This is a genomic window from Mucilaginibacter sp. P2_A4, assembly GCF_056405015.1.
On record NZ_JBFUCX010000010.1, the window covers coordinates 276,549 to 300,971 of the forward strand.

General features: G+C 40.9%; 16 protein-coding genes and 2 tRNA genes. 8 read left to right on the forward strand and 10 right to left on the reverse strand.

Annotated features, from left to right (window positions below; all coding sequences use genetic code 11):
* Nucleotides 1-85 precede the first annotated feature (85 nt).
* Complete coding sequence (locus tag AC1DYB_RS19360; RefSeq protein ID WP_295712472.1) at nt 86-1,000, reverse strand: PfkB family carbohydrate kinase; 915 nt, start codon at nt 998-1,000, stop codon at nt 86-88.
* An 86-nt stretch (nt 1,001-1,086) separates the two neighbouring features.
* Between AC1DYB_RS19360 and AC1DYB_RS19365 the strand changes: the two genes are divergently transcribed.
* From AC1DYB_RS19365 to AC1DYB_RS19385, 5 genes are all read left to right on the forward strand, one after another.
* Nucleotides 1,087-1,160: transfer RNA gene (locus AC1DYB_RS19365), tRNA-Asn, on the forward strand.
* A gap of 57 nt (nt 1,161-1,217) precedes the next feature.
* Nucleotides 1,218-1,291, forward strand: a tRNA-Asn gene (locus AC1DYB_RS19370).
* Nucleotides 1,292-1,508: 217 nt separating this feature from the next.
* The gene (locus AC1DYB_RS19375; RefSeq protein ID WP_477437183.1) at nt 1,509-2,828 is read left to right on the forward strand and encodes a phage integrase SAM-like domain-containing protein; all 1,320 of its coding nucleotides are present in this window, start codon (nt 1,509-1,511) and stop codon (nt 2,826-2,828) included.
* Between the two features lie 142 nt (nt 2,829-2,970).
* Nucleotides 2,971-5,478: a TonB-dependent receptor domain-containing protein gene (locus tag AC1DYB_RS19380; RefSeq protein ID WP_477437185.1), complete on the forward strand. Its 2,508-nt coding sequence runs from the start codon at nt 2,971-2,973 to the stop codon at nt 5,476-5,478.
* A 13-nt stretch (nt 5,479-5,491) separates the two neighbouring features.
* On the forward strand, nt 5,492-6,637 hold the full coding sequence (locus AC1DYB_RS19385; RefSeq protein WP_477437187.1) for a PepSY-associated TM helix domain-containing protein: 1,146 nt from the start codon (nt 5,492-5,494) through the stop codon (nt 6,635-6,637).
* A 250-nt stretch (nt 6,638-6,887) separates the two neighbouring features.
* Here the strand turns inward: AC1DYB_RS19385 and AC1DYB_RS19390 are convergent, their stop codons facing one another.
* The 6 genes from AC1DYB_RS19390 to AC1DYB_RS19415 form a co-directional block, all read right to left on the reverse strand.
* Nucleotides 6,888-9,101: a Nal1-like putative serine protease gene (locus AC1DYB_RS19390; protein WP_477437189.1), complete on the reverse strand. Its 2,214-nt coding sequence runs from the start codon at nt 9,099-9,101 to the stop codon at nt 6,888-6,890.
* 20 nt (nt 9,102-9,121) lie between these two features.
* A complete protein-coding gene (locus tag AC1DYB_RS19395) occupies nt 9,122-10,441 on the reverse strand; it encodes a hypothetical protein (RefSeq protein ID WP_477437191.1) in 1,320 nt (439 codons plus the stop codon).
* A 262-nt stretch (nt 10,442-10,703) separates the two neighbouring features.
* Nucleotides 10,704-12,152 carry a caspase family protein gene (locus AC1DYB_RS19400; RefSeq protein WP_477437193.1) on the reverse strand — a complete coding sequence of 483 codons (1,449 nt, stop codon included), beginning with the start codon at nt 12,150-12,152 and terminating at the stop codon, nt 10,704-10,706.
* Nucleotides 12,153-12,285: 133 nt separating this feature from the next.
* Nucleotides 12,286-14,076, reverse strand: coding sequence for a hypothetical protein (locus AC1DYB_RS19405; protein WP_477437195.1), 1,791 nt, complete (start codon nt 14,074-14,076; stop codon nt 12,286-12,288).
* A gap of 102 nt (nt 14,077-14,178) precedes the next feature.
* Entirely contained in the window at nt 14,179-15,999 is a 1,821-nt protein-coding gene (locus AC1DYB_RS19410) for a hypothetical protein (protein ID WP_477437197.1), read from the reverse strand.
* Nucleotides 16,000-16,268: 269 nt separating this feature from the next.
* A complete protein-coding gene (locus tag AC1DYB_RS19415; protein WP_477437199.1) occupies nt 16,269-17,666 on the reverse strand; it encodes a hypothetical protein in 1,398 nt (465 codons plus the stop codon).
* A 265-nt stretch (nt 17,667-17,931) separates the two neighbouring features.
* Between AC1DYB_RS19415 and AC1DYB_RS19420 the strand changes: the two genes are divergently transcribed.
* The gene (locus AC1DYB_RS19420; protein WP_477437201.1) at nt 17,932-19,815 is read left to right on the forward strand and encodes a DUF4365 domain-containing protein; all 1,884 of its coding nucleotides are present in this window, start codon (nt 17,932-17,934) and stop codon (nt 19,813-19,815) included.
* A 580-nt stretch (nt 19,816-20,395) separates the two neighbouring features.
* Here the strand turns inward: AC1DYB_RS19420 and AC1DYB_RS19425 are convergent.
* Nucleotides 20,396-21,745 carry an amidohydrolase family protein gene (locus AC1DYB_RS19425; RefSeq protein ID WP_477437203.1) on the reverse strand — a complete coding sequence of 450 codons (1,350 nt, stop codon included), beginning with the start codon at nt 21,743-21,745 and terminating at the stop codon, nt 20,396-20,398.
* A gap of 76 nt (nt 21,746-21,821) precedes the next feature.
* On the reverse strand, nt 21,822-22,361 hold the full coding sequence (locus tag AC1DYB_RS19430) for a helix-turn-helix domain-containing protein (RefSeq protein ID WP_477437205.1): 540 nt from the start codon (nt 22,359-22,361) through the stop codon (nt 21,822-21,824).
* Nucleotides 22,362-22,574: 213 nt separating this feature from the next.
* Here AC1DYB_RS19430 and AC1DYB_RS19435 point away from each other — a divergent pair, with 213 nt between their 5' ends.
* Both AC1DYB_RS19435 and AC1DYB_RS19440 read left to right on the forward strand, forming a co-directional pair.
* Complete coding sequence (locus AC1DYB_RS19435) at nt 22,575-22,862, forward strand: hypothetical protein (RefSeq protein WP_477437207.1); 288 nt, start codon at nt 22,575-22,577, stop codon at nt 22,860-22,862.
* A 4-nt stretch (nt 22,863-22,866) separates the two neighbouring features.
* Nucleotides 22,867-23,703, forward strand: a complete 837-nt coding sequence (locus AC1DYB_RS19440) for an SOS response-associated peptidase (protein WP_477437209.1) — start codon at nt 22,867-22,869, stop codon at nt 23,701-23,703.
* Nucleotides 23,704-23,849: 146 nt separating this feature from the next.
* Here the strand turns inward: AC1DYB_RS19440 and AC1DYB_RS19445 are convergent, their stop codons facing one another.
* A complete protein-coding gene (locus AC1DYB_RS19445; protein WP_477437211.1) occupies nt 23,850-24,416 on the reverse strand; it encodes a cupin domain-containing protein in 567 nt (188 codons plus the stop codon).
* Between the last annotated feature and the right edge of the window lie 7 nt (nt 24,417-24,423).

Here is a 24,423-nt window from a genome sequence, read left to right on the forward strand (position 1 = left end):
AGTTTTTTAAACTTCGTAAGTTTCAATCGTGCTAAATTTAAAATAAGTAAACAACCTCCTCTACCAGAGGATTTAGTTGAGTTCCTTATATTTCAAATTTTGCCAGGCTTATAAATTCCTGTATGCGGGCTACTATTTCTTCCTGTGTTAAATTCCTCAATCTTTCAGATCCAAACTTTTCAACACAAAACGAAGCCAGTGCAGACCCAAAGATGATTCCGTTTTTGATGTTATTAAAGCTCACTGTGCCAACTTTGGCCATATAGCCTATAAATCCTCCGGCAAAAGTATCGCCAGCGCCTGTAGGGTCAAATACTTCGGCCAGTGGTAAGGCTGGTGCGCTGAATATTTTATCTTCATGAAAAAGCAGAGCTCCGTGTTCGCCTTTTTTGATGATCAGGTATTTTGGGCCCATGGTTAATATTTTGCGGGCAGCTTTAACCAATGAGTACTCGCCAGAAAGCTGACGGGCCTCGGCATCATTAATTGTTAAAACATCAACCATGCTGATGGTCTTTAAAAGTTCATCAAGTGCAATGTCCATCCAAAAGTTCATCGTATCCATCACAATAAGTTTTGGGCGCTTGGTTAGCCTGTTGATAACGCTTTGCTGTACCTGGGGAGAAAGATTGCCCAGCATCAGGAACTCGCAATCTTGGTATGTATTGGGGATAATTGGGTCAAAATCGGCCAAAACATTAAGCTCGGTAACTAAGGTATCCCTGGTGTTCATATCATTGTGATACTTGCCGCTCCAGAAAAAAGACTTTTCTCCTTCTTTAATTTGCAGTCCTTCTGTATCAATATTGTGATTATTCAGGTCTTCAATCTCGCTTTGCGGAAAGTCATCACCCACCACAGCAACGATATTTATATCATCAAAAAAGTAAGATGCGCCCAAACTTGCGAAGGTTGCAGACCCTCCCACGATTTTTTCTGTCTTCCCAAAGGGAGTTTCAATAGCGTCAAATGCCACAGTACCAATAACTAACAAACTCATGTAAAAATATTTTAAAATTTTTTTGCGCAAATATTGTGAAATATCCGGAGAAATTATACTTTTGCACCACTCCAAACGGAAAATAGTCCTGAGTAGCTCAGCTGGTTAGAGCATCTGACTGTTAATCAGAGGGTCCCTGGTTCGAGTCCAGGCTCAGGAGCAATAAAACAATGGCTTATCCCCACTCTGGCGAGCGGGGATTTTTTTTTCAAACTAATCCTGAGTAGCTCAGCTGGTTAGAGCATCTGACTGTTAATCAGAGGGTCGCTGGTTCGAGCCCAGCCTCAGGAGCAAAAAGCCTCACATGTCCGTGAGGCTTTTTTTTTACCTGAAAATGGCTTAAATTTGGCAGAAACGCAGTTTTTGCCGGTCTGGCAGTCACAAATGATCCACTTTTTCCAGTGGGTTATATCATCCGAAGAATTTCCAATTAAGCAGAAATTTTTGTCAAACTTCACAAATAGGTGTAACAGTTGTGTAACAGTCTATTTGTGGCAATTTTTTTCAAATGGCCACTGTAAGTGCAAAAATTCTAAAACATCACAAAAAAGCGGATGGAACCTACAATGTAAAAATTTGTATTACCCACAAACGTGACCGTGTCTTCATCGACACGGAACATTACGTAACTGACAAACATTTAAAGAAAGATCGAACGATCAAGGATCAGTTCATCCTCACCTGTGTCAATAAGACTCTCGACGGCTATCGGCGGATTATCTGCGACCATGAGGAAATGGTTGAACGGATAACAGCGGCAGAAATAAAGGAATTCCTGCTTAAGAAGGAACAGAAGATCGACTTCCTCCTATTTTGTGATTCACACATTAATCAGTTGAAAACTTGCTCAAAAGATAAAACCGCGGCAAACTTCAATACGGTTCGTAATTTGATCATTGATTTTACAGGGCGGGCTAAGAGTCTACTCATTGAGCGAATTACCCCAGATTTCCTAAAAAAATTTGAAGTGTTCCTACGAAGTGAGCGGGAGATGCATCGCATCGACAGGCTGGGTAGAGAATATGTGCAAAAAGGAAAGCCTTTGGGGGATGCCTCAGTACACATTTACCTCAGGGATTTCAGCGGATTATTTTCAGCAGCATTGGCTAATTATAACAAGCCATCAATCGGGGTGGTGCCAATTAAGTTCAATCCATTTAGTGACTATGCTATAGTCGACGCTCCTGAAACGAAAAAGAGAAACGTCGAGGTCGGAAAAATTATTATTATTAAGCAGGCCAACGTCAAGCCTGGTTCGCGCCGTGAGATGGCAAGGGATCTTTTTATGCTGTCCTTTTATCTGTGCGGAATTAATGCTATAGACTTGTACAAGGCAAATTATTCAATTAATAACGGACGCATCGAGTACAAAAGGTCTAAAACGTCTGATAGGCGTAAAGACGGAGCGTTTATAAGCATTAAGATACCTAAAGAGGCAAAGAAGATGCTCGCCAAATATGACGGCGTCCTGAACGGCCGCTATGCGTCTATTGGTAATTTGAATAAAGCGATTAGTATCGGCATGCGGGAATTGCAAACGCAAACAGCCGTTCCTGATATTACTTTTTACTGGGCTCGCCATTCTTTCGGTACTTTAGCAAGGAACACATGTCGCAAATCTAAAGATGATATTGCGCTTGCGTTAAATCACGTTGATAATGGTCATAAAACAACAGACATATACATCGCTAAAGATTGGTCAATCGTTGACGAAGTGCAGGAAGCGGTTTTGAACTTGATCAGGGAAAAGCCTACAGTAAAAGTATGTAAACCGAAACCAATGATATCACTTTTGCTTAGCAATGTTCTGCTGCCGAGTTTAGTTTAATGAGGTTTAGCCACCAACACGATTTATGTTGGTGGCTTTTTAATATCTTTTATCCTTACCAAATTAATTATCTTGGATAAAATGCTTTCCGAATAGTTCAAAACCTTACTTTTGCGCTTTATTTATAATTAGTCTAAATATAATGAAGCAACCTTTACGCAATCGCAATCTTACTAAAATCCTTTTTGCCCTCCTTACTTCGATAATCCTGTTTTGTTCCGATTCCGCAGTTGCGCAGGCAACCCACGGCCTGTTGAAAGGCAAAGTTTTAACATCTGAAAACAAGCCAGCTGATAATGTATCAGTTTCTTTAGAAGGCACTCAAGCTGGCACTGCTACGAATGATAAAGGCGAGTTCCAATTAAGAGCCGCTTCCGGCGACTATAGGCTTATCGTTTCCCAAATCGGTGCAAAAAAACAAGAAATCTCTGTGGAGATCAAAGCCGGACAAACAACTATTGTTCCCGTCATTAATCTTAATATCACTAATAATGACCTACAGCAGGTAACCATCAGCTCCGGCAGGATCAACAAGTTCACTCGTAAAAACAGCGACTACGTTTCCAAAATGCCGTTGAATAATCTTGAAAATCCCCAGGTTTATACAGTGATCAGCAAAGAGTTATTAAAAGATCAACAGATCAATAATATTGATGATGCTTTAAAAAATGCTCCGGGAGTAACCAAATTGTTTGAGGCAACCAGCCGCGCCGGTTCAGGTGGAACGCAATTTGTCATGCGTGGTTTCGCTACACAGGCCAAATTAAGGAATGGTCTTGCCGGTAATATCACTACTGTAACCGATGCCGTTAACGTGGAAGCTATAGAAGTGATAAAAGGCCCCTCTGCTACACTGTTTGGTAATTCACTCACATCATACGGTGGCATGATCAACAGGGTAACTAAAAAGCCGTTTAAGGCTAAGGCCGGCGAAGTTTCCTATTACGGCGGCAGTTATGGCATGAACCGTATCAGCGCGGATTATAACACCCCGCTTGACTCGGCCGGCAACGTTTTGTTCCGTGTGAATACGGCCTATAACCATCAGAATAATTTCCAGGACAATGGTTTCCGCAAAAGCTTTTTATTAGCACCTACCTTGTCTTACAAAGCCAGTGATAAATTATCATTTAACCTGGATGCCGAGTTCAGCACGCTGCAAAGCGGCGGCAGCCAGTATCTGTACATTTACACCAGCGCAACTTCGCCGGTATCTGCTTTAGGCGTTAATCGTGCTGACCAGGTGCCTATCAATTACAAAAGTTCGTTCTCCGGTAACGACGTACAGAAGACCGGCCAGAATGTAAACGTATTTGGCCAGATGGATTACAAGTTCTCCTCTGCCTGGAAATCACAAACAAACTTTAGTGTTACCACCAGTATGTCTAAAGGTTCGGCGCCATATTTTTACCTTATACCGGGTAGTACCGTACGTACATTAACAGGCGTTAACAGTTACACCGATCCATTATACCTTGAGCGTATGGTTTGGCAGCCTGAAGGCACCGACCTAAATGCTGAATTACAGCAAAACGTTACCGGCGATTTTAATATTGCGGGTTTAAGGAACCGCCTTACTCTTGGATTGGATTATTTCCACTCCCGTACCAATATCGGGTTCAATCGCTTTTCTAATGTAACCGCAAAAGGAACAAAAATTAACGATTTGTTTGATTTTGTAAGCATTACTAATCCGGGTAATACATATTATAATTTCAATCAAAACAAGGTGGATTCTGCCTATGCTAACCGCCCGCCCGGCACCGTGTTAAATTCAAAAGCAGACACTTATACTTATAGCGCATACGCCGCTGATGTATTAAACATTACCGACAATTTGCTTGCTATGCTAAGCTTGCGCATAGATCGTTTTGAGAACAAGGGCATTCTGAATAATTCGACAAACGTAACTTCGGCCGGCTACGGGCAGACAGCATTATCGCCAAAGTTTGGTTTAGTTTACCAAATCTTTCCGGAAAAGGTTTCCTTATTCAGTAACTATCAAACAGGTTTTACAAACCGCACAGGAACTGATTTTGAAGGCAAAATATTTAAACCTGAACATGCCAACCAAGCGGAGGGTGGTGTAAAGTTTGACCTGTTGGATGGCCGTTTAAGCGGTAACGTAAGTTATTATAACATCAAGGTTGTTGATATTGTACGTGCATATGATCCTAACCCAACGTTATCTATACAGAACGGAACCCAGCGCAGCAAAGGTGTAGAGATAGAAGTGATCGCTAACCCACTCTCCGGTTTAAACGTTATTGCAGGTTACGGTTATAATGATAGTAAATACATCAATACAAGCGCAGCATTAAATGGCCGCAGGCCAACGTCATCGGGCCCGGGGCGTTCTGCTAATTTATGGGCAAGCTACCGCATCAGCGATGGTGTAATAAAAGGCCTTGGTGCAGGTGTCGGCGGTAACTATGGCAGTGATGTATATGCTGTAAATAGCGCAACAGCAGGTGTTTTCCTGCTGCCCTCTTACACGGTTTACAATGCCGCGGTATTTTATGACCAGGCACGTTATCGCATCGGTTTAAAAATGAACAATATTGGCAATAGGCATTACTGGGTTGGCAGCGGCACCATGAACCCGCAGATGCTGCGCGAACTGGTTGCAAACGTCAGCTTTAAATTTTAACTAAATTTTATTAATGACTTCTATTAAGAAAGCCATTTTATTTATACACCGCTGGCTCGGTTTTATCTCCGGGCTGGTGGTTTTTATTGTGAGCATTACCGGGGCGATTTATGCCTTTCAGGATGAGATACAAGATGTCCTTTACAGCTATCGTAAGGTTACTGTAAGCACTGTGCCAATGCTTAAACCCTCCCGGCTGCAGGAGCTGGCGAAAGAAAAATACCCCCAGGGCAAAGTTACCTCTGTACTTTATTTTGGCGCTGACAGGACCGTCCAGGTAAGGGTTACAGCTAAAAAGGTTGTTCATTCACTTTTTTTTAACCCTTATTCCGGCGAGCTCCTGAAAGATCAGGACTTTAAAAATAGCTTTTTTAACCAGGTTAAGAGTGTCCATTTGAATTGTTTCTTTCCACCCGCCATCGGCAATTGGGTAGTAAGTATTTCGGTAAGCATTTTTGTTTTTCTGATGATTACCGGTATAATATTATGGTGGCCAAAACGAAAAGCCGACCACAAACGCAGTTTCACGATCAAGTGGAAAGGCAAATGGCGCAGAGTTAATTATGACCTGCACAATGTGCTGGGTTTCTATGCCTTTTCTGTGGGTTTGCTGCTTGCACTAAGCGGTCTTGCCATGTCCTACCACTGGCTGGGTAATGGGATATCCAATGCTTTCAACGGTGGGAAAAAATATGCCGCAGAAGAGAAGAAGTTTAAATCAGATACCCTACATATGGTTTCATCTATAAAGGCAGCCACCGTTTTAGATAGCGCATACACGATCGTAAGGCAGCGTTCGCCAAAAGCTGAAATGATGATCATCATCCCAGGTGCAAAGGCAAGCAGCCCTTTAAGTATAACAGCCTATCCACAGTCTTTACATTTTGGTTTTAATGATGGATACAATTTCGATAAGCATAACGGTAAATTATTGAAGTACCTGCCTTATGAACGAAAAAGCGCAGGGCTAAAATATTCCAACATGAATTATGATATCCATGTTGGGCAGGTGGCCGGGCTACCGGGAAAGATTATTGCTTTTCTGGCCAGCCTGATCAGCGCATCGCTACCAATTTCCGGATTAATTATTTATTTAGGCAAACGCAAAAAAAATAAACGCGCCATGAAGAGACGAAGCGGATCACTTGCGAGCAGCTAGTGCATCAGCTGTGCATTGTACAAGTTACGGAAATTACGTTATGAATCCTCGTAATTGGAAGATAAGGAATAGCCCGCTTTAACCAGATAATTTGGTGCTATGGTCAATTAAGCCACCATCTAAAATCGAGTTGGTGGCTTAATTAATTTAACGACAGTAATTTCTCTTGATACAAGAGTCATTAAGGCCGCGTATTAAAGAATACAAATTATATTACTCCCGCTATGTAAAAAACTAATTGAATTAATTTTTACAAAACCGTTTTGAATGCGGGATCTCTTAATCGGTAAGAAGGGAATTTCGTTTTATCGTTATAAAGTTTCTTTAATTGTTCCTTATCTATTTCATGAAGCTGTGCTTCCGTGAATTTGGTATCGCCTTTGCCTTCTGCCCAGGCTGACTCCCAAAATAAGGCAAGATTGTAGGAGCCTGCAGCAACGCAATCAATTGTTTTTGCACCCAATTTCTCCCACATGTTTTTTACCCGGCCGCGGCTGTTTTCATTATAAACGCGGATAACCTCCTCAGGTCCGAGAATGTTTTTGGTTATATTCCCCATCAATTTTATTACTGCCTGGGCAGCTTCCTTACCCCCTTGATAATGTTGATAAGCCTGCCCTGTGGATAATTTTTGATTGACCCCACTTATCAATTCTCCCATGTACTTATCAAGCATTGTTGTCTCATAAACGGTGTGTACCTTTTTCTCGTCTGGTTTGTCAGGGTGCCCATGGTGGAGATAAGATACATGCAAGGGTTGACAGGCATCGCCCAGGTAATGAGATACTGTTCCACCAATCATAATATATTCATCTAACTTACCTGCTCTCAGAGCTTCAACCATCGCCTTATATGCTTGCCATACCCGGAAAGGTAGTGCGCCGCGTTTATCGGCTTTCTTATGTGGGTCAATAGCCTCCATTTGTTCATAGTAATTATTCCAAACATCAGTATCGATCTTGGAAGGATCTGTACAATATTCTAGTAAGGTCTGACCTTGAATAACAGAGGGTTCTCTTTCATCCATGTCTGCGAAGTGGTTGGCATCATCAGTCTTCCTTGTCATTCTCCAAATGATGTCTGGTACATCTGCAAGCGGAATAAAATCTGCTTCCCATTTAACATTGGCAAGTTCCCCTGCAAGTAAGGAATCGTCAGTAAACGAAATATTTTCTTTATTTGCCTGTAATAATTTTTTGAGTTTGGGATTCGTAACAATATCGCAAGCTAACGCTGCTATTTTGTAATGACCTGTCTTGCCCCAACTATAGTCAGTATCTGTATTCCAACCGCGAACAAGTTCTACATCAAGTTCACGTAGAACGTTGCTCAAATTGGTAGATAAGGAATAATTATAACTCATTTTTTCATTGCTGCTGTAAAAAATATGCTGGCCCCAGTGTAAAGCCAGGGGTTGATATTTTATTTCCTTTTCCCCGATAATCGTTTCGAGCATAAAAATGCAACCGCTATTTCCATGTTTATTATTAAGATTTTTGCCATTTCTACCGGCAATCAAAAAATCACTAACATATTCCATACCTCCTAGTGACTTGTATCTATAAAAAAGACAAGTGACTTCACCTTTCATCAAGCCGCTCGTTGATCCGAAGGATATAACATTCCCATTGGTAGCCTCTTCAGCAAATCCACCTTCAATATTATGTTCAGCAATTAGCGATAGCGTAAGATTAAATGTATTAAGGTCATAAAGTTCCCCTGTCTGTTTTATACCAAGGATATCTGTTTTCCATAGCTTTATATCTTCAATCCTTACGAGCGCAGCATCACAACAAACTAAAGTATTCTGGGCCGACCAACCTGAATATAATTTTGTGAAAGGAATCTTATTAATAAACTTGCCAGAACTTTTTCCGATGGGAATTTCTTCCTTGCCGAAGCGCGAATAAATTACCTCACCTTCGGGACCGCTTACGTGATTATTAGTTAAAGCATAATAGGTATGACCATCAGAAACGACACAACCGACAGTAGCGACGTGAGTTTGTCCCTGTGATTTGACTAAGAGTGGAAAGCCACCGCCAATATAATTAACTGGGAACCGGAGCTTATCTACATCCACATTGGATGAAGTAAATACGTTTTTTTCTGCAAACACTACGCAAACAGGAACGGTTCGACCGTCAGGCATATAGATGGTTTTCGGAACGATATCACTTCCATTGTTAAGAATTAGTTCGGCTTCAGTTTGCCATTGATCGACAAATACCAGGATACACGGCCAGGACATTTTGGTAACCCTGCTGTTTTGAAGCGTTCGCGGTTCTTTATTTTTTTGTGGTTTATAATTGCCGTCTTTGTCGTAATCACTTATCCTGATTAAATAGCGACCAACAGCCGTTGCTACAACGTTTTTTTTGTTGATTAAATGAGCATGAAACAATTCCCTTGCTTCCAGCAGATCTTTTAGTGAGAGCTGGGTGAAGTTTACAAAACGATTCATAATATGTGAGTTTAAGTTTATCAATACACTCTACTAAATGGAATACTGAATTTAATACCCCAGACTTTTTCTGAATCAAGGGTATATTTTAAATATTTTTTCCATTGGTAGTACGGTTCAATATTTACCGTACTTGCCCCGGATTTGTCTTTAAATGAAAGTATCAGGCCGGCTTGTAGATTCTGAAGCCAGCCTGTGTTTGTATTTACTTTATTTGAGATCAGGCCATTGTAAGAAACAGACAGATCCAATCCTGCTCCTAGATACTTTGATGCAGGAAACAATATAATACCCTCAAATCCAGTATTGGCGCGTAGTCCTGTTTTAATATTTGCATCTTTCAAAAGATATACGCTTTTGGTGTCCATGGTAACCGTGGCGGAATCAGTCAGGGGATTGATTTTGTTCCACTCTGATGTGCTCAATACATCAGTAAAAGAATCTTTTATGACTCCTTGCAGAAATAAACTAACATAGTAATTCCAGCCTGTCTTTCTTGCCCATAGATAATTGCCCGACACTAACAAACCCGGTGTGTAATAAACCTTACTTTTTGGAGTAGTGAACGTTGCAGCATCTGTTGTGATAATATGGTTGGTATTGTCAAAGGCAAGTGCAGTCGCAGTCATTTTCATCCATCCAAAATGCTTGCCGGTCCAAGAATTTTTAACCAGCAACTTTTCGTACCTGGCAACTGAATCAAGCCAGGCCTGTTTTAAATCAGTGATATCACTATACTCAGGATGATTTAATTCGTCAAGCTTAGAATGCATCCTCCTGTAATAGGTTGAAAGAAATTTATATTCTAATTCATCATACAGCTGCTTGTATTCTGTATCCTCAGGTTTATGATTTTTAGTTCCCCTGTTTCCAGGTAGAAAATAATAGCCTTTGGAAAATAGCCAGGTCAGGCTGTAGCTAAAATTAACAGTTTTCCATTTTTTCAGATTCAGTACACTACTGGAGTTCACCGTTCCTGTAAAGTCGAAGGATTGAACGAAGTTGAAATTTTTCTTTACCACCTCGTCAGTGATAGTGATTGGTGAAAAGGTAAAAGTGGAGGTGTTAGGATTGATATTTAATGCAGCAAATTTTCCAATTGTCGCTGTGTTATCTAACCCGGTCAGTGCCGAAAAATCAGATTTAACCAACGTCTTCCATGTGTAATATGATACCAGCATAGAATCATGGCGAATTGGTGTTTTTTGTTTGGTTCTTAACAGGTCAATTTTATGAATAAATGGATAGTTAACCGAATCGGCCAGCATTCCCTCTAAAGTCTGGGCGTGGCTGTGGTATGAGTAAAGGAATAATCCTAAAGCAATTAGCAATTTTTTCATGATAAAGATGGTTAGGTGGTGCTTCGTTATCTAATAAAACTCATTATCAGATAATTACCTTAAAATTATATAAAATAATTATTAATAATATGAGCAGCAAATAATAATTTATCTTTTAAAATCGCCAACAATGAAATTAGCCGCTTGATGAGACTATTTGAACATCTTCTTTTTTGGTAAAACCATTTTCCGGTTGGTAAGCTTGTTCAAGTGCTTGAATGTAACAGATTGACAGGAAGCTATTGTCGCAACAATTTTTTTACTAAAATCCTATATCGTCTGGCTCGGGGGCTTGATGTACAAATCCTATTTTTTGAATGGTTCGGTTGCTATTGACTTGAACAAGTGACTCCGGAACAACAAAATAGCTTGCGATGGCCGCTTTTAGCCGTTCCGCACTTTGCCCTTCCACATTACGAATACCATCAATAATTTCACTTCCCATCGCCTTAACACTATTGATCACATCAACCTGTTCAGTTTCACCTGACCAGCCAGTACGATTCTCTGTTGTTACTAAGACATCGACATCAATAGGTGTGTCATCGCTTGTTGGTATCCACATTAAACGTTTTGTTTGATGTGGCGCAAGAAGGGCAGTAATAAACTCGAAGGATTTTGTAAAAGACGGGTTTTTTCGCAACCCCATCACCGCTTCAAAACATTGCATTTTGATCTGATCATTTCGAAATTCACCTTTACTGTTAAAATAGATTTCAAACAAAATTCCGTTCAAAAGGTGGTTTTCCCCAGCTACCAAATAGAATTTTAAGTTATGGGATAGATGCTCGAAAAAATTTCCGGCGTTAAATGCAGATTCGCCTGCCTGCAAAAGGTTACGTCCGAGTATAAATTGTTGGTTCTTATCCAAGGTATTGCTCTGGTAGCTTAGTAGCTTATCGATAGCGGGATTCTGCCTGTTCCAGTCGCACGAACGAATCTCAATGATCTGTGTACTGAATTCGTCAGCTTTTCCCTGGTATGCAGCATCTTTAACGACTTCTTCACTATAAGGAATCGCCGGAGAGTGAAATAACTGCCCTGTATTGAAATTAAAATCGCCTATCAGTGATGTGTGTTCCCAAGGTGTTTGCCTACCACCAGTCAGGTGATACACCGTTCGACGCACTTTTTTGAACAGTTCTTCAACTGAAAGTTTTTCTCTGCCAATGTATTGTAGTAAAGCACCTGTGTAAATGCTATGGTCACCCATGCCACCGTCTTTTGCGCTTTCTTCAGGTGAAGTTGAAAATGCGATAAGCGTTCCCTGCGGAGCCTGAACCGGTGCAAAGGCTGTGTGTGTGCCCCTTCCGAAACTTTTGCGGCAGGCATCAATGATGACGATATTGATCTTGTCAGGATATTTTTTATAAATATCCATGAGCTCCGTTAGAAGGATACTACTTCTCGCAGCCTCATACTTTGTACCTGGAGGGATTTGACAATCAATAGAGGTAAGATAATTCTCGCCTTCGAACTGAAAACCGTGACCGGCAAAAAAGAAAATAGTTGCATCATAATCAGCGATCCTGCTGGAAAGCTGTTTTAAAATGTCACTGCATCCCTGGTTATTGATGTTGCTGTTATGGATTACGTCATAACCGAGCCTTACAAAAACATCAGCAATCCCTTGTGCATCCTTTACAGCAAAATTTAACTCAGCACTCTCATGATATTTATCGTTTCCAATAACAACGGCTAATGTTTTCATAGTGATTGAAGATTAATAACGGCCTATGGTAAAATTACAATAATCACTTAAGCCAAATACTTTTATGCTTCCAAAATGGATTTGAGGATTGAAGTTTAAAAGTTCTTAAAAATTATATATAAAAATTGTTGGTCTAATCTGATCGGCGCTTATCATTTACCAGTTCCATGAACAGTGGTTTTAAGAGCTCCATTTTAGTGACGCGATCACGATCTTTTTCCTCTTTATACAACGCCGCCAGTTCGTTTGCGTAAATAGGATTAAAGGATTTGAGGTGTTGTTTAAATTGATTTAGAAATGTATACTTCTCAATGATTTCATAATACTTATCCTTGTAAAATGGAGTATTGTTCCCCAAAGCCACTTTAAGCTCATCAAATCTTTTTCTTAGATCGGATACCTTAATGTTGAATAAAACAATAGGCTCTGGAAGACTACTAGTAAATTCGGACAACTTATCGAAAAGCTCGACCGTATCCGCCTTCAACTCAAATTTAATGGTGCTCCATCTCAACTCGTAAATTCCACTTTGAGAAAGAAAACTTTTTTCGAAATTCTCCCATCGTCCAAGCAATTCAGACAACTTAATATTAGCAGGATATTCCTTTGCTCGTTGTCGTAAGGAAGACAAAAGCCTGAAAAACTTGTTGAAATCAGTTAAGGAAATAAGATGCAGTTCTAAATGTCCATTCAATAGATTGCTTAGCGTAATCTGGTCATCCTTGAGGCTGTTGAACACATCGAGAATGTAATTAAGATCATACAGTAAATCAAGTGCCAACAATTTAAAATCGTTCCCGATAACGTTTCCTGAATGAAGAAATCTGTTTCTGAGTCTTGGCAGGATATACTCAAAATAATCAAAAGTACTTTCGTGATAATCATAGAAAGGCCGCACAGCGGAAACTTTATTCGGCAGAGAACTGAATTTCTTATCAGGCTTTAACAGATTTGTCATATCAGAGAAAATTCCTTCCACCTGTGGCAATGCCAGCCCCGTAAACCCATACCAAAACTCATGCTCGAAAAGCTTTTTGAGCTCTTCAAAGATCGGTTTTCGGTCACTCAGTAAATTATTTACCGGCACATAATAATTGAGTATGCCTTGAAAAATACTGGCTGGTGTTACAACCTCCGATAGTTGCTCATAAAATCCATTTGTATTTCCTGCGAGTCGCAATTCTTCCAAATCATTCAATTTACCTAGTGGTACCTTATCTAAGCGATGTTTGCTGGTATCAATAATTTTGTAATCGAAATATCGATTTGGTTGATATGCCCACCATTTATAGGGACGATCCTGATATTCCATAATGTAGCTTCCAATCTCCCCTCCTAAAATATGTTCATTAACGGATCGTTCAAAAGCTCGCTTCTCAATATCAAATGTCAAATATTGGACAATAATGTTGCGCTCATTGATACATCGGAAATAAAAATCCAAACGAATTTTATCTTCATGTTCGCCGCGAAGTACGCCTTCGGTCAAATAAGTCTTTATGGCTGTTTCAGTCGTTTCGTATCTTTTAATTAGCGTGAGCAGTTGACGGAGGTCTTCCCGCACCATCCGGTCAATCTTGCTCAAATTATTTTTAGGCAAATCATTGAACCCTAAAACATGTTTAAAATAATGGTAAACTGGGTTATACCAGGAAGTGAAGCCATCCCAAAGTTGCTCAATCAAGTTATCCTGCAAATAATAACCTAATTTCGATAGGATAGAGACGCAACAATCATTGAGCGCATTTTCGTTCGTTAGATCTATTGAAAGGCCAATGTCTATTTGCCTGATCGCATACTTAATGATAGCGTTATAATCATCAGCAAACTTAACTTCTTGTGGTAATTCCTGAAAGAAGGTATCTCTGATTTTTGTGACAGCGGTATTGGTATCGTTGATTTCACTAAATATAATAAGGTTCATGGATATGAAATATTGACCAAGATACACATTGTTGAATTCTGCTGATTCAAATAAAAAATGAACAATTTAGTGTTTGATGGTTAAGGGCAAGGCCTTTCCTTTTTACAATTGTGATATCACTTGCCTTTTCTTGAATATCTTTTCTAATTTCTTATTAGGTTGTACTAGGGTGTTTATAATATCCTGATATTTAGTGTATTTTTTTCTTTTAATCTCTTTCGAAATGACATATCTGAGGTCTCCGACCATCGAAGGAAGGATTTTTATCAACTTTTGTAAGGCCATCTGATGAAAGATACTGTCATGTTGAATATAGTTTCGCTGTTCATAGGCCTCCATTAAAATATCCCTGTAAAAGGCTCTCAATTGTTCATGTATTGTCTTGACCTCCACATTTAAAAGAGGTGTCAAATGATGGGTAATGAATGGGCTATTAGCATATTCATTCGTTTCAGTGAGCCAATTTGCTGTCCATTTCATTTTATGAACGATATCCTTTATTTGAATATATTTTAGCGGCCCGTCTGGGCCTTGGATTCCTTCGCCGTTAGCAATGAGCATATTCGCTAACGTGATAAGATAAGGATACAGAATTTTTGAAATTTTGTGGTTGGCCAGGATCATAGCTGTATCATCCATGATCTTATTGGCATCCGCGTTACTGCCGTTAAAGGCAGACTCTATATAACGCCAGTAATTGTTGACCTTTTGATCCAGTAAAGTGCTTGTTTCAGCGGAAGCATACAGCTTTTCGAAATATTGGAAATCTTTTGCAGCGAGCGTACCAGCTTTCTCAATGGCGCGTTCTAACCGCAGTTGTTCGGGATTACGATTATTAAGCCATTTTGATGAAAAACTTAATTTAAAAAAATACCCTTCATTATTCTTCATTACAAAATCAGTAAGATCGACTTGTATACGGGTATAATAAAATTGCTCGAAAAGAGGCAACTCTCTATTGATATGATCTATTGCCATACCCTTTGCGGTGTCTATATCGTCAGCATCAACAATAACCTCCAGAAAAACTTGATGATCTTGGGCAAAGAACCCTTCATATCGCTCATTCATTTTAGGAAGCAGGTAGGATTTATAGTGAGTGGTCAATTTTACTTTGCCATAGGTTTTTGACATGGTCTTTTTACTTTTCAAATTTGTGATCCGAAATAGCAATTTACAATTGCGGTCACCCTTTTGGTAAAGGTTATAAATCCCTTGAAACTGCTCCTTTAAAGTCCGGTTCTCCATAAACTCACTAACTGCTTCAAAATATTGTTCATCTGTTTCCAGATGCTTGCGCTTTTCAAGTATCTCAGCCGGGAGTGGAAAAGGTGTTTGTACTTTATTTTTCTTAAAAATCACCTCTCTTGTTAGAATCCTGGTAAATATTTTATTTGCATCTTTTTCGGGAAATCCAATGAAGTTCAGTTCAGCATTAATTATTCCTGCTGCGTATTCAATATCTTTTAGGTGGTTATGGTGCTCCAGGTCCTCGGGACAATGTAAAACAGTGATGACCTTATCCATTGCATGTTGAAAAAGCGTTTTTTGGAATGCTGTGGTCTGCTCCTCAATTTGCTCAATCAGTTGTGCCCTTTTTTTATTGTCGGTTTTGTAAGTCCGTTTCCTGATCTCATCGATTAGTGGGATAGCATTCTTGTAATGTTCGCTGATAATCGGGTCGTTTGCCTGAAGTAATGGATTGTTAAGAAAATGATCAATGTATTTTACCGATGTATTGCCATTGTAGTGTTTTAAACGGAACCCGATCTTTGATAGTAATGATCTATGACTTTCCATTTGCGGAAAACCGAATTGGCATGGATTGTTATGTAAAAAGATGAGCCCATCTGCGAAATATCTTGCTTTATTTTGTATCGCTAAGTTATCGTTCGTTAATTGATGGCTGAAAAGGTAGTTCATTGCTTTAAATATCTGCAAAGTCTTCAAATAAATCCCACGCTAAGTGTATTTAATTGCATTCGTACGATAGCCAACCAGGCATTAACTTCCTTATCCTTTAGAAATTTGTTACAATCGACGACAAGCAGATATAACTTTTAGTTTTAACCAGAGTATGCCTAGCATATTCACAACTTTTTTCCGGCTTATTTAATTCCCCTGGCCGTAACCTTCGGACCGGGCTATACGCTGTATCTGCTCCGCAGGATGCCGCTGGTATCCCGTACGGTTCATTTTACGTGTTTGCCGATCTTTTCAATTAAATCAACAACCTTATCTGCATTTGAAATTAAGGCCGGTACCGCGGCAACAACGCCATTCCAAAATGCTTTGAGTAGACTTTTTTTAGGTTCCGTCTTATTAAGTTCATCATTAAAAGCCTCCATCTGTTCTACCGCCTCCTTATTCCCGGATTGCTCAACTGCCGATGTTATGCTTTTCAATAAAGCTACATTTTCATTATCGAGGACACCGGATACATTATTAAAAGAATTTTTGACTACGGACCGGTTTACAATCGTTCCGGAATTGTTGTTGATGTTATCACCCATAATATTGACTATTTTAAATTCAAATAAATCTTTAAATTCTGCCAGCTTGGCTAAATTGATATGTCCGTTAGCAAGGTCTTTTAACGGAAAGTCTACCCGGTCAAAGTGATCCTTATATTCGTCAAAATCACACATTATAACCGGTGTGTCGCTGTTCGAATACCGTTTAGCATAATCGTAAAGCCACTCCGCAGCCTCTGACAAATTCCTGTCGTTTGCGTCTGGATGGAACGTGACAAATGACCACTGTTTATTATGAACTTGCCTTAGATCAGGTGAAAAAGTCAGAGCTGTGCTGATCATTATTTCATCGACGCTAATACCGGATATTCTTGTGATTTCTTCTACCCACAGGCAGTATTTGGCATGACTTCGTGGATACTGAATCGGAAGACCTCTGTCGGGTAATATGCTTAATCTTCCTGTCAGTGTGCAAAGCAAACCACAGTCCGACTTGAGTTGATCCACAATGTCATAATACATAGATGCGGAGAACAAAACAGGTACCCCTTCATGCATTATCCCGTTTTGGCTAGCACCGAGAATGAAAACTTCTTCGTTGTTAAAGAGCCTTTTTGGTGCTAATCGCAAAGAACCGATACCACCATGCACCATTTGCGCCTTTCCGTTAGGCATAAGTTCTGCGAATCCTGCTTTCGTTTCAAATTGGTTTGCGAAATACTGACGGTTAGATATATGTCTTTGATAATATTGTAAATCTATTTCCTTCCAAAAATTGCCTGTATGCAATCCATGCTCGGGAGCTAAGAACTCTTCGGCCATGGCCCGGCGAGAAGCAGCATCCGGACTGTGGAAAAGTCCTGGCGACATAGGCAACCATTCGGAAAGATAGAAATTTTTCAATTGATACACCTGCCCGCTGTAAGCCCTATTCTCGCGTATCGCTCTCCAGAAAAGCGAATTGGTGGTGGCTTGTGAATCGGCAATTGCCCTTGGAGCGGGTTGTTGAACAAATTTGTAAGAAGCTGTATCTAATGCATCGGTTAAGGTGTCTACTAAGCCCGATCCATATAACGGGGAAACTGAACCTCCATGCAACAAATTTTTAGTGTCCATATATCTTAAGGTTTAGGATTTTTTTGAGTTCCTGGAATATTTAGGTTTTGCAAATGCAAGGTAAGTAATTGACAGCTAATCTTCTCTTATAGCAAATCAAAAAGTATTTAATATAGATGTTCTTTACTTCAGGCTTGAAAGTTGCAGAAAAATAATAATATTTCGGGTTCCTGGCATTCCGGGACGTTTACTTAAATGTCTGCAGCTTAATTAATTCGGTGCAGGTGTAACCATAACCGGGAAATGCTGTTAACTTCACTGTTTAATGAAAAAAGGGAAATTAGACAGCAGACCATCAATTAAGGATAGCCAGCCTACACGCTATTCGCCCACGACAGCATCCGAATTAAGATCCGTGACGCTTTTTTGGGGTATGATCGACCACGACCATATCAAAGGCAAGCCTGAAGCAATGGATAAGAACCCCAATGATGACGGCGTATTTGAATTCACCACTTCGGATGGAACCCCAATCGGCAAATTTGCGGTTCAGATCAAAACTCTTCAGAAGCGGGATTACAGGCAACCAAAATACCAATGTAAGTTAGGTTTTCTCTCCTTTTGCTATCACACTAATTTACCTGTTATTCTGCTCGCCGTGGATCAGCAAAAATGCGAGATCCATTGGCGATACATGGATATGCCTACACTGGATGAGGCGCAAGATCGAATAGAAGGGAAATCTGTTATGATCTCATTCCCGGAAGGCAATGTCATCGCCGCCGGCAAGAATGATTATGTTGCCGACTGGCAAACGATAGTTGAGCAAGATGTGCTATTACGCAGAAATGCAGATAAGCGAGCAAGAGCGCATGACGTGCTGGAAGTAGCCTACAAGACACTGCGTGACCAGCTTGCTCCTCCTGATATGCTCGGCACGGAGGAAATTGCCGCATTCCAGCGTTACCTTGACCAGATCAATTTCATCCTAGACCACCAATTTCCTGTGCTGAAAGCGCGCGCCTATCCTGACTATTGGAAAATGAGCGTTGCTGTAGCCGACATGGCGATGGGTGAACGTTCCCACTTCCTTATTCCTGTCGCTTATGGCAGCAGTGAGCTGCCAGTGCGTCAACTGGAAATTAACAGTGAAGAAGACATGATGGACGTCTTTCACGGTATGGGTGCGACGGTTCTCATCGCAGGTACAACTGATAGTATCCTGCACATTGCCGATCACAGAGCCTATAATGTGGTAAAGTCTGATCTGCTAAGAGCTTATAAAAAAGCGCCACTGTTCGTGCCCGACCAGGCATTGGCCAATGAATACCTGGCGGGCTTCGTAAATAGTTTTTATGCGATGCTAGGTCTGGATCAGATGGACGAGCCGTTGGCATTGAAAGAATTGCAATACCTGCTGACCGCTGTATTGCCTATATCTTATGAAAACCGTCTTGCGCACATCGCAGATGGGGCGACCGATCTGAGCTATGGCATTGACGGCGAACGCGACAAATTACCGAAACCTTACTTCAAAGAGCGCATTATGGCGGCAAAAAAGCTAATAACGTCGGGGTACCTTCCGAAATACCGTACTGATGTCAATTCGCAGCTTTTTCATATGGGACTGGTATATCAGTACATTCACTTGTTGATGGAAGCCGGGCAAACTGAAGTAAAGCGAGTATATTCCACTGATCCCATGCAACGCACGCATGTCGCCTTACATATCGGAATTCGGAATCTGGAATTAGTAAAAGTTAATCTTCACAGCTTTTTTAATCGTTTCCTGGAAACCTACGAGCAGTATATTAATACCAATTTTTCGGAAATAAAGGGAGATATCGATTTTTTTGAAGGCTCATCACTGATGGTGTTTGTACTTCAGACCATTGGACACGCCGCAGAAAAGCCCTATCTGGAGTGTTACCGAATCCATGACGAGGGCATCGGGAAACGACGCATCCTTTTTTTTATCGATAGAGATGCAGACAACCCGATGGACAGGAAGCGATGGTTGATCGATCGCGACCCGACGTGTGTCATCTACTGCCAAACGTTCGTTATCACTTCGGTAACCAACATGGTATTGGATTTTCTATTCGAGCGTTCGCCAACTTACTCTTTTATTGGGAAACAGGTACTCTTGCGACTGGAGCCATATCTCGATAAAAAGGCGCGCGGGAAGCGCAAGACCGAGATGTTATAAAATAAATTGGCGGCCAACTTGGTTTAATGATTTTACTATTGTGTTAATTTTTTTTAGAGAATCTGGTCCATTAGTTCGTGAGCACGTACAGTTTACTTGAAAATGCAATTTATAATCCGACGGGGGAACGTAGAAGAATTAAATTCAAATTAATTAAAGCGCAATTCAAAATCACCGGTCTATTTTATTTTTACAATCAGAAAGTTAAAATGAAATTTGCTTCTTCTGAGTAAGATCATGTCATCGTAGTAACGATCTATGACTTTCCATTTGAAGTAAACCGAATTGGCAGGGGTTGGCATGTAAAAAGATTAGTGCATCGGCGAAATATCTTGCTTTATTTTGTATCGCTAAGTTATCGTTCGTTAATTGATGGCTGAATAGGTAGTTCCTTGCTTTAAATATCTGCAAAGTCTATAAATATATCCCACGCTAAGTGTATTTCACGAATATTTTTTTCCCGTAAATAACCTAAGGTGATGGTACACTTTCACGATACCTGGTGATACATGCTTTGAAATAAATATACAAAAGGTATTTTTGCTACCTCTGAACAAAATGTATCATCGGGTATGATGAATCACTTCTTGTAAACTACGCCATCTTTAATGATCATTTTGCGAGCCAAAAAGTTCTGATGATCGTCAAACGGGCTTTTGTCCCAAATCAGTAGATCGGCCTTTTTGCCTTTTTCAACTGAACCATATTTATCATCCAGGCCTAAAGCTGCCGCCCCATTAATGGTTGAAATTTGTAAGATCGCAGTGGTTGTAAATCCATTGGCTGATAATAGCAGTTGCTCTGAGACCATTGCTTTGCCGCCATTGGGCCAGTCCGTGCCGATCCGAAGTTTGACGCCCTTGTCAAATGATTGTTTGACATAACCCATAAATATTTTAAAGTTCGTTTTGCAACGGGCTAACTGCGGCGCTGTTAAAGTAGTGTCCAACTGATTGGAAAAATAAGTTAATCCATACGGCTCAGCCATCAGGTGGATGGATGTTGACATGGAAGCTTTGCTATTCGCCAGTTTTTCGATCAAAGCATCTAATAATGCCGGTTTGTTGTCGTGGATAAAACGAAACATTTCTAACCGTTCTAACTGGCCGCCAGCATGGCCGGGGCCGTAATAGGTTTGCATATCCATTGCAAATTCCTTGCCTTCAATTGGCGCATGCCAAACACTGTTGACTAAAGTGAGTATATGTTCATAATTACGTACGCCGATAGCTAGGGCGGTATCTATATACATCACATTCTGGTCGACATGCGCGTAAACTTTCATGTTCAGGCTATCGGCCGTCTTAAAGGCAGCCTCAAATTCCGGTTTCCGTAATTTCCAATATAGTTTGATATACCTCATACCCAGATTGTGATATTCCATCACTTTGGCCTTTGCAGCCGAAGGAGATTTGACGATAATGTGGTTAATATAAGGTTTACGGCTCTGGTCGGATACCAACGCCCCGCCCACGGTATAGATATCCAGTTCATCGGGCCGGGGATTATTTTGCCAGCTCAGTATAGGCTGCAGCCATTTTTCAGAATGCCCCATGATCATGGCGGTTGTTACGCCATAGGGCAAAAAGGTATCAGAGATCCGCTTTCTGTAAATTTCCAAAGAATCCTTTGACAAATATTCAGGTAATGCGCCATAGCTACGATAAACATCAGTCGGATGAATATGGGTATCGACAAACCCAGGCGTTACTAATTTCCCCCTGGCATCTATCGTGTTGATAGCAGTATAGCGTTTTTGACTGCTGGTTACCTGAGTGATGAGACCGCCCTTGATCAGGATAGTTTGATGAGCGCTAAGCGTTCCCGTTTTGGTGTTAAAAACTTTCGCGTTTTTGATGACCAAATCAAATTTTTGCCCGAAACAGGTTAGTGTGACAAAAAAAGCCAGTGTTAGTGCAATTAATTTCATGACTCAAAGAAAGACAATACTTTGAGGATGCTGGCTATTCATCAGCCGCCAATAGGGCGACAATTGCCCGACAAGGCTATAACAGGCTAAACTTGAGATCGATGCGCAGCGTCTTGTTCCGGGCTATCGCTGCCGCATTCTGAAGAATTATAAAAGCGTTGACCAACAGCCATACCACTGGTATCAGCTTCATGTAATTGCCTCTGATGGCAAACATGTCGTTTAACATCATAACGGCCAGGATCAATACACCCGCTATGAGTGACCATACGATCTGAATTGTAAGGATCTTTTTAGTAACAGGAGTGAATTGTTTACCAGCGAACATGAGGAGTAGCGGGGCGACAACATTTAATGGTGGAAAAATCATGAACGGTAAGGCAGAGATATTGATCCATTTCAACCAAGTGGTATCGTCCAGGCTAACCACTTCTTCCTTTTCAAGCAACTCGTCTTCAGGGATACCTAATCCCTTAGCCAGGGCCTTCAGCGTGTATCCCTTCGGACTGGCGCCGGCCTCGATGCGCTGAATGGTGCGCACGGAAATGCCCGACCTTTCGAACAGTTCTTCCTGGGTTAAATTTATCTTTTGCCGGATGGTCAGTAATTTCGACATATAGAGAAATCGATTTATTGGTAATTAGCTGATACAAAATTAAGTAAAAATGTTAATGACAGCTATCAGACAAATTAACAAGCGGCCAACAGGTAGTCGAATGCAATATATAGGGGCCGTGCTTTTATTAAAAGGCAGCAATACGCCTATTGACCGTTTTGGCTGAAAAGCATGTATCAGTGGCTTCGGTGAAAGTGTATCCGTTAGTTCGTAATGAATTTGGCAGAAATAATTGAAAATCGTTATTTTTACTTAATGCGTGAAATTGAGCCACCTTTTGAAATTGAAACCGGCGGTGTTTCTATCAAAGTGTCTGAGCACGAAATTTCAGGGGAACGTATTTTCCATCTGGAATTTCCTGATAAGCGGAAGCCGCTGAATATCACGGTTGGCGGCGTCCGGCCAAAGGACAGATTCTGGACGTCGGTGCCGCAGGGGCGGCAACAGGAAGCGGAAGAATTTGGCAGATTAATTGCACAGTATATTAGAAGTAAACGATAAGCATATGTGTTATTACAATGGACAAAAAGTGACCCGCGCGGAGTTTATCCGCTTGAAGTCATTGGAAAAAGCTATCAGAAATTACAATTTCTTAAATGTAGGCGTGCACAACGGGTTCAATTATGCGCCTTGTGCAATCTTGATTCCTTCGGAAGACGGCAAAGACTTTGATATCGTACAAGCGGAATGGGGATACGTACCAGGTTTTATTAAGACGCGAGCGGAAGCCAATATCTTCCGGGCCAAATACACCACCTTGAATTTCAGATCAGAAAACCTGTTTGTTAAAGAAGACGGGAAACGGTCGATGTGGGCAGATGCGGCCAAAAACCGCCGTTGCCTGGTCTTATCTACTGGTATTGTCGAATCCCGCCATATTCCGAAGATCGGTAAGAAGGGTCAGGAACTGAAGGAAATGATTAAATACCCATACCAGGTCAGCTTGAAGGACCAGGAGTATTTTTATTTACCCGGACTTTACAACGAATGGCTGGATCCGGAGAAAAGTGAATTCGTAAATACCGTTGCTTTTGGGATCACGGACTCTAATTCAGTGATGTCTCAGATCCACAATTCTAAAAAGAGAATGCCTACCATCCTGACAGAGGACCTGGCCTGGGAGTGGCTGATGGAAAAACCAGGCGAGGAACGATTGTCGCAAATAGCCAGGACGCAAATCCCTTCGAGGTTATTGGAGTTCTGTACCGTTGACCGTAACTACCGCACAACGCTGGAAGCCACACCATTGGATTATCCGGAATTACCGGCGATCGATATGAGCTTTGTAGATACGGAGGAGTTGGCGTTCAACCACTGGCCGCAGATGGTGCATAGCGTTTAAACTATCGGCCGATCTTCAGGGTAGTCGTGTAGCCACTTTCAAAGGTCAGGTTAACCACGCGTTCACCCGTTGACCGGGTGCGATGGATCGTATTAATTGAGGGACTTACCCGGTACTCCTAATGACACACTGAAACGTTATTAATTTTAATCCAATTTTAACGGCGGACCTACAATTTGCATGTCATGGTCGTTAAAAATTTTGGCAAGTTCCTGTTGTGTTGGCTCATGATCTAATGCCTGCATGGTTACAAAAAATTCCTCAAGTTTACCGGCCGGCTGCAATGTAACTGTCATTTTTCCTTTTTCGGACACCTGTGTCCAGGCATGAGGCACCTTGCGGGGTAAAAAAATACTTTCTCCTGTAGTTAAATGAAACTTGTCTTCGCCAACCTGGAAATAGTAGGCGCCATCTAAAACGCAAAATATTTCGTCTTGCAAAGGATGGACATGCAGCGGTGTACCCCGGCCCTGCGATAAACTGGTTTGCTCAAAAATAGCCAGGTCGCCATCAGTATCACTGCCGGATATTTTTACATCCAATATATTGGAATTGACCCCTTTTAATTTAATATGGCCATGTATACGGCCTTCTCCCGCGTTTATTTTAAAGCCTTTGTTTATCCGCAGAAATTTCTTTACATCAATAACAAAAGATGTTAACGGCATTGCCGCAAAAGTTAGCACGGCAGTGATAAAATTATTTCTTTTCATGATAAAG

Coding starts and splice junctions, on each gene's coding strand:
- AC1DYB_RS19360 (WP_295712472.1), bottom strand. CDS start 1,000: ATGAGTTTGTTAGTTATTGGTACTGTGGCATTTGACGCTATTGAAACT.
- AC1DYB_RS19375 (WP_477437183.1), top strand. CDS start 1,509: ATGGCCACTGTAAGTGCAAAAATTCTAAAACATCACAAAAAAGCGGAT.
- AC1DYB_RS19380 (WP_477437185.1), top strand. CDS start 2,971: ATGAAGCAACCTTTACGCAATCGCAATCTTACTAAAATCCTTTTTGCC.
- AC1DYB_RS19385 (WP_477437187.1), top strand. CDS start 5,492: ATGACTTCTATTAAGAAAGCCATTTTATTTATACACCGCTGGCTCGGT.
- AC1DYB_RS19390 (WP_477437189.1), bottom strand. CDS start 9,101: ATGAATCGTTTTGTAAACTTCACCCAGCTCTCACTAAAAGATCTGCTG.
- AC1DYB_RS19395 (WP_477437191.1), bottom strand. CDS start 10,441: ATGAAAAAATTGCTAATTGCTTTAGGATTATTCCTTTACTCATACCAC.
- AC1DYB_RS19400 (WP_477437193.1), bottom strand. CDS start 12,152: ATGAAAACATTAGCCGTTGTTATTGGAAACGATAAATATCATGAGAGT.
- AC1DYB_RS19405 (WP_477437195.1), bottom strand. CDS start 14,076: ATGAACCTTATTATATTTAGTGAAATCAACGATACCAATACCGCTGTC.
- AC1DYB_RS19410 (WP_477437197.1), bottom strand. CDS start 15,999: ATGAACTACCTTTTCAGCCATCAATTAACGAACGATAACTTAGCGATA.
- AC1DYB_RS19415 (WP_477437199.1), bottom strand. CDS start 17,666: ATGGACACTAAAAATTTGTTGCATGGAGGTTCAGTTTCCCCGTTATAT.
- AC1DYB_RS19420 (WP_477437201.1), top strand. CDS start 17,932: ATGAAAAAAGGGAAATTAGACAGCAGACCATCAATTAAGGATAGCCAG.
- AC1DYB_RS19425 (WP_477437203.1), bottom strand. CDS start 21,745: ATGAAATTAATTGCACTAACACTGGCTTTTTTTGTCACACTAACCTGT.
- AC1DYB_RS19430 (WP_477437205.1), bottom strand. CDS start 22,361: ATGTCGAAATTACTGACCATCCGGCAAAAGATAAATTTAACCCAGGAA.
- AC1DYB_RS19435 (WP_477437207.1), top strand. CDS start 22,575: ATGAATTTGGCAGAAATAATTGAAAATCGTTATTTTTACTTAATGCGT.
- AC1DYB_RS19440 (WP_477437209.1), top strand. CDS start 22,867: ATGTGTTATTACAATGGACAAAAAGTGACCCGCGCGGAGTTTATCCGC.
- AC1DYB_RS19445 (WP_477437211.1), bottom strand. CDS start 24,416: ATGAAAAGAAATAATTTTATCACTGCCGTGCTAACTTTTGCGGCAATG.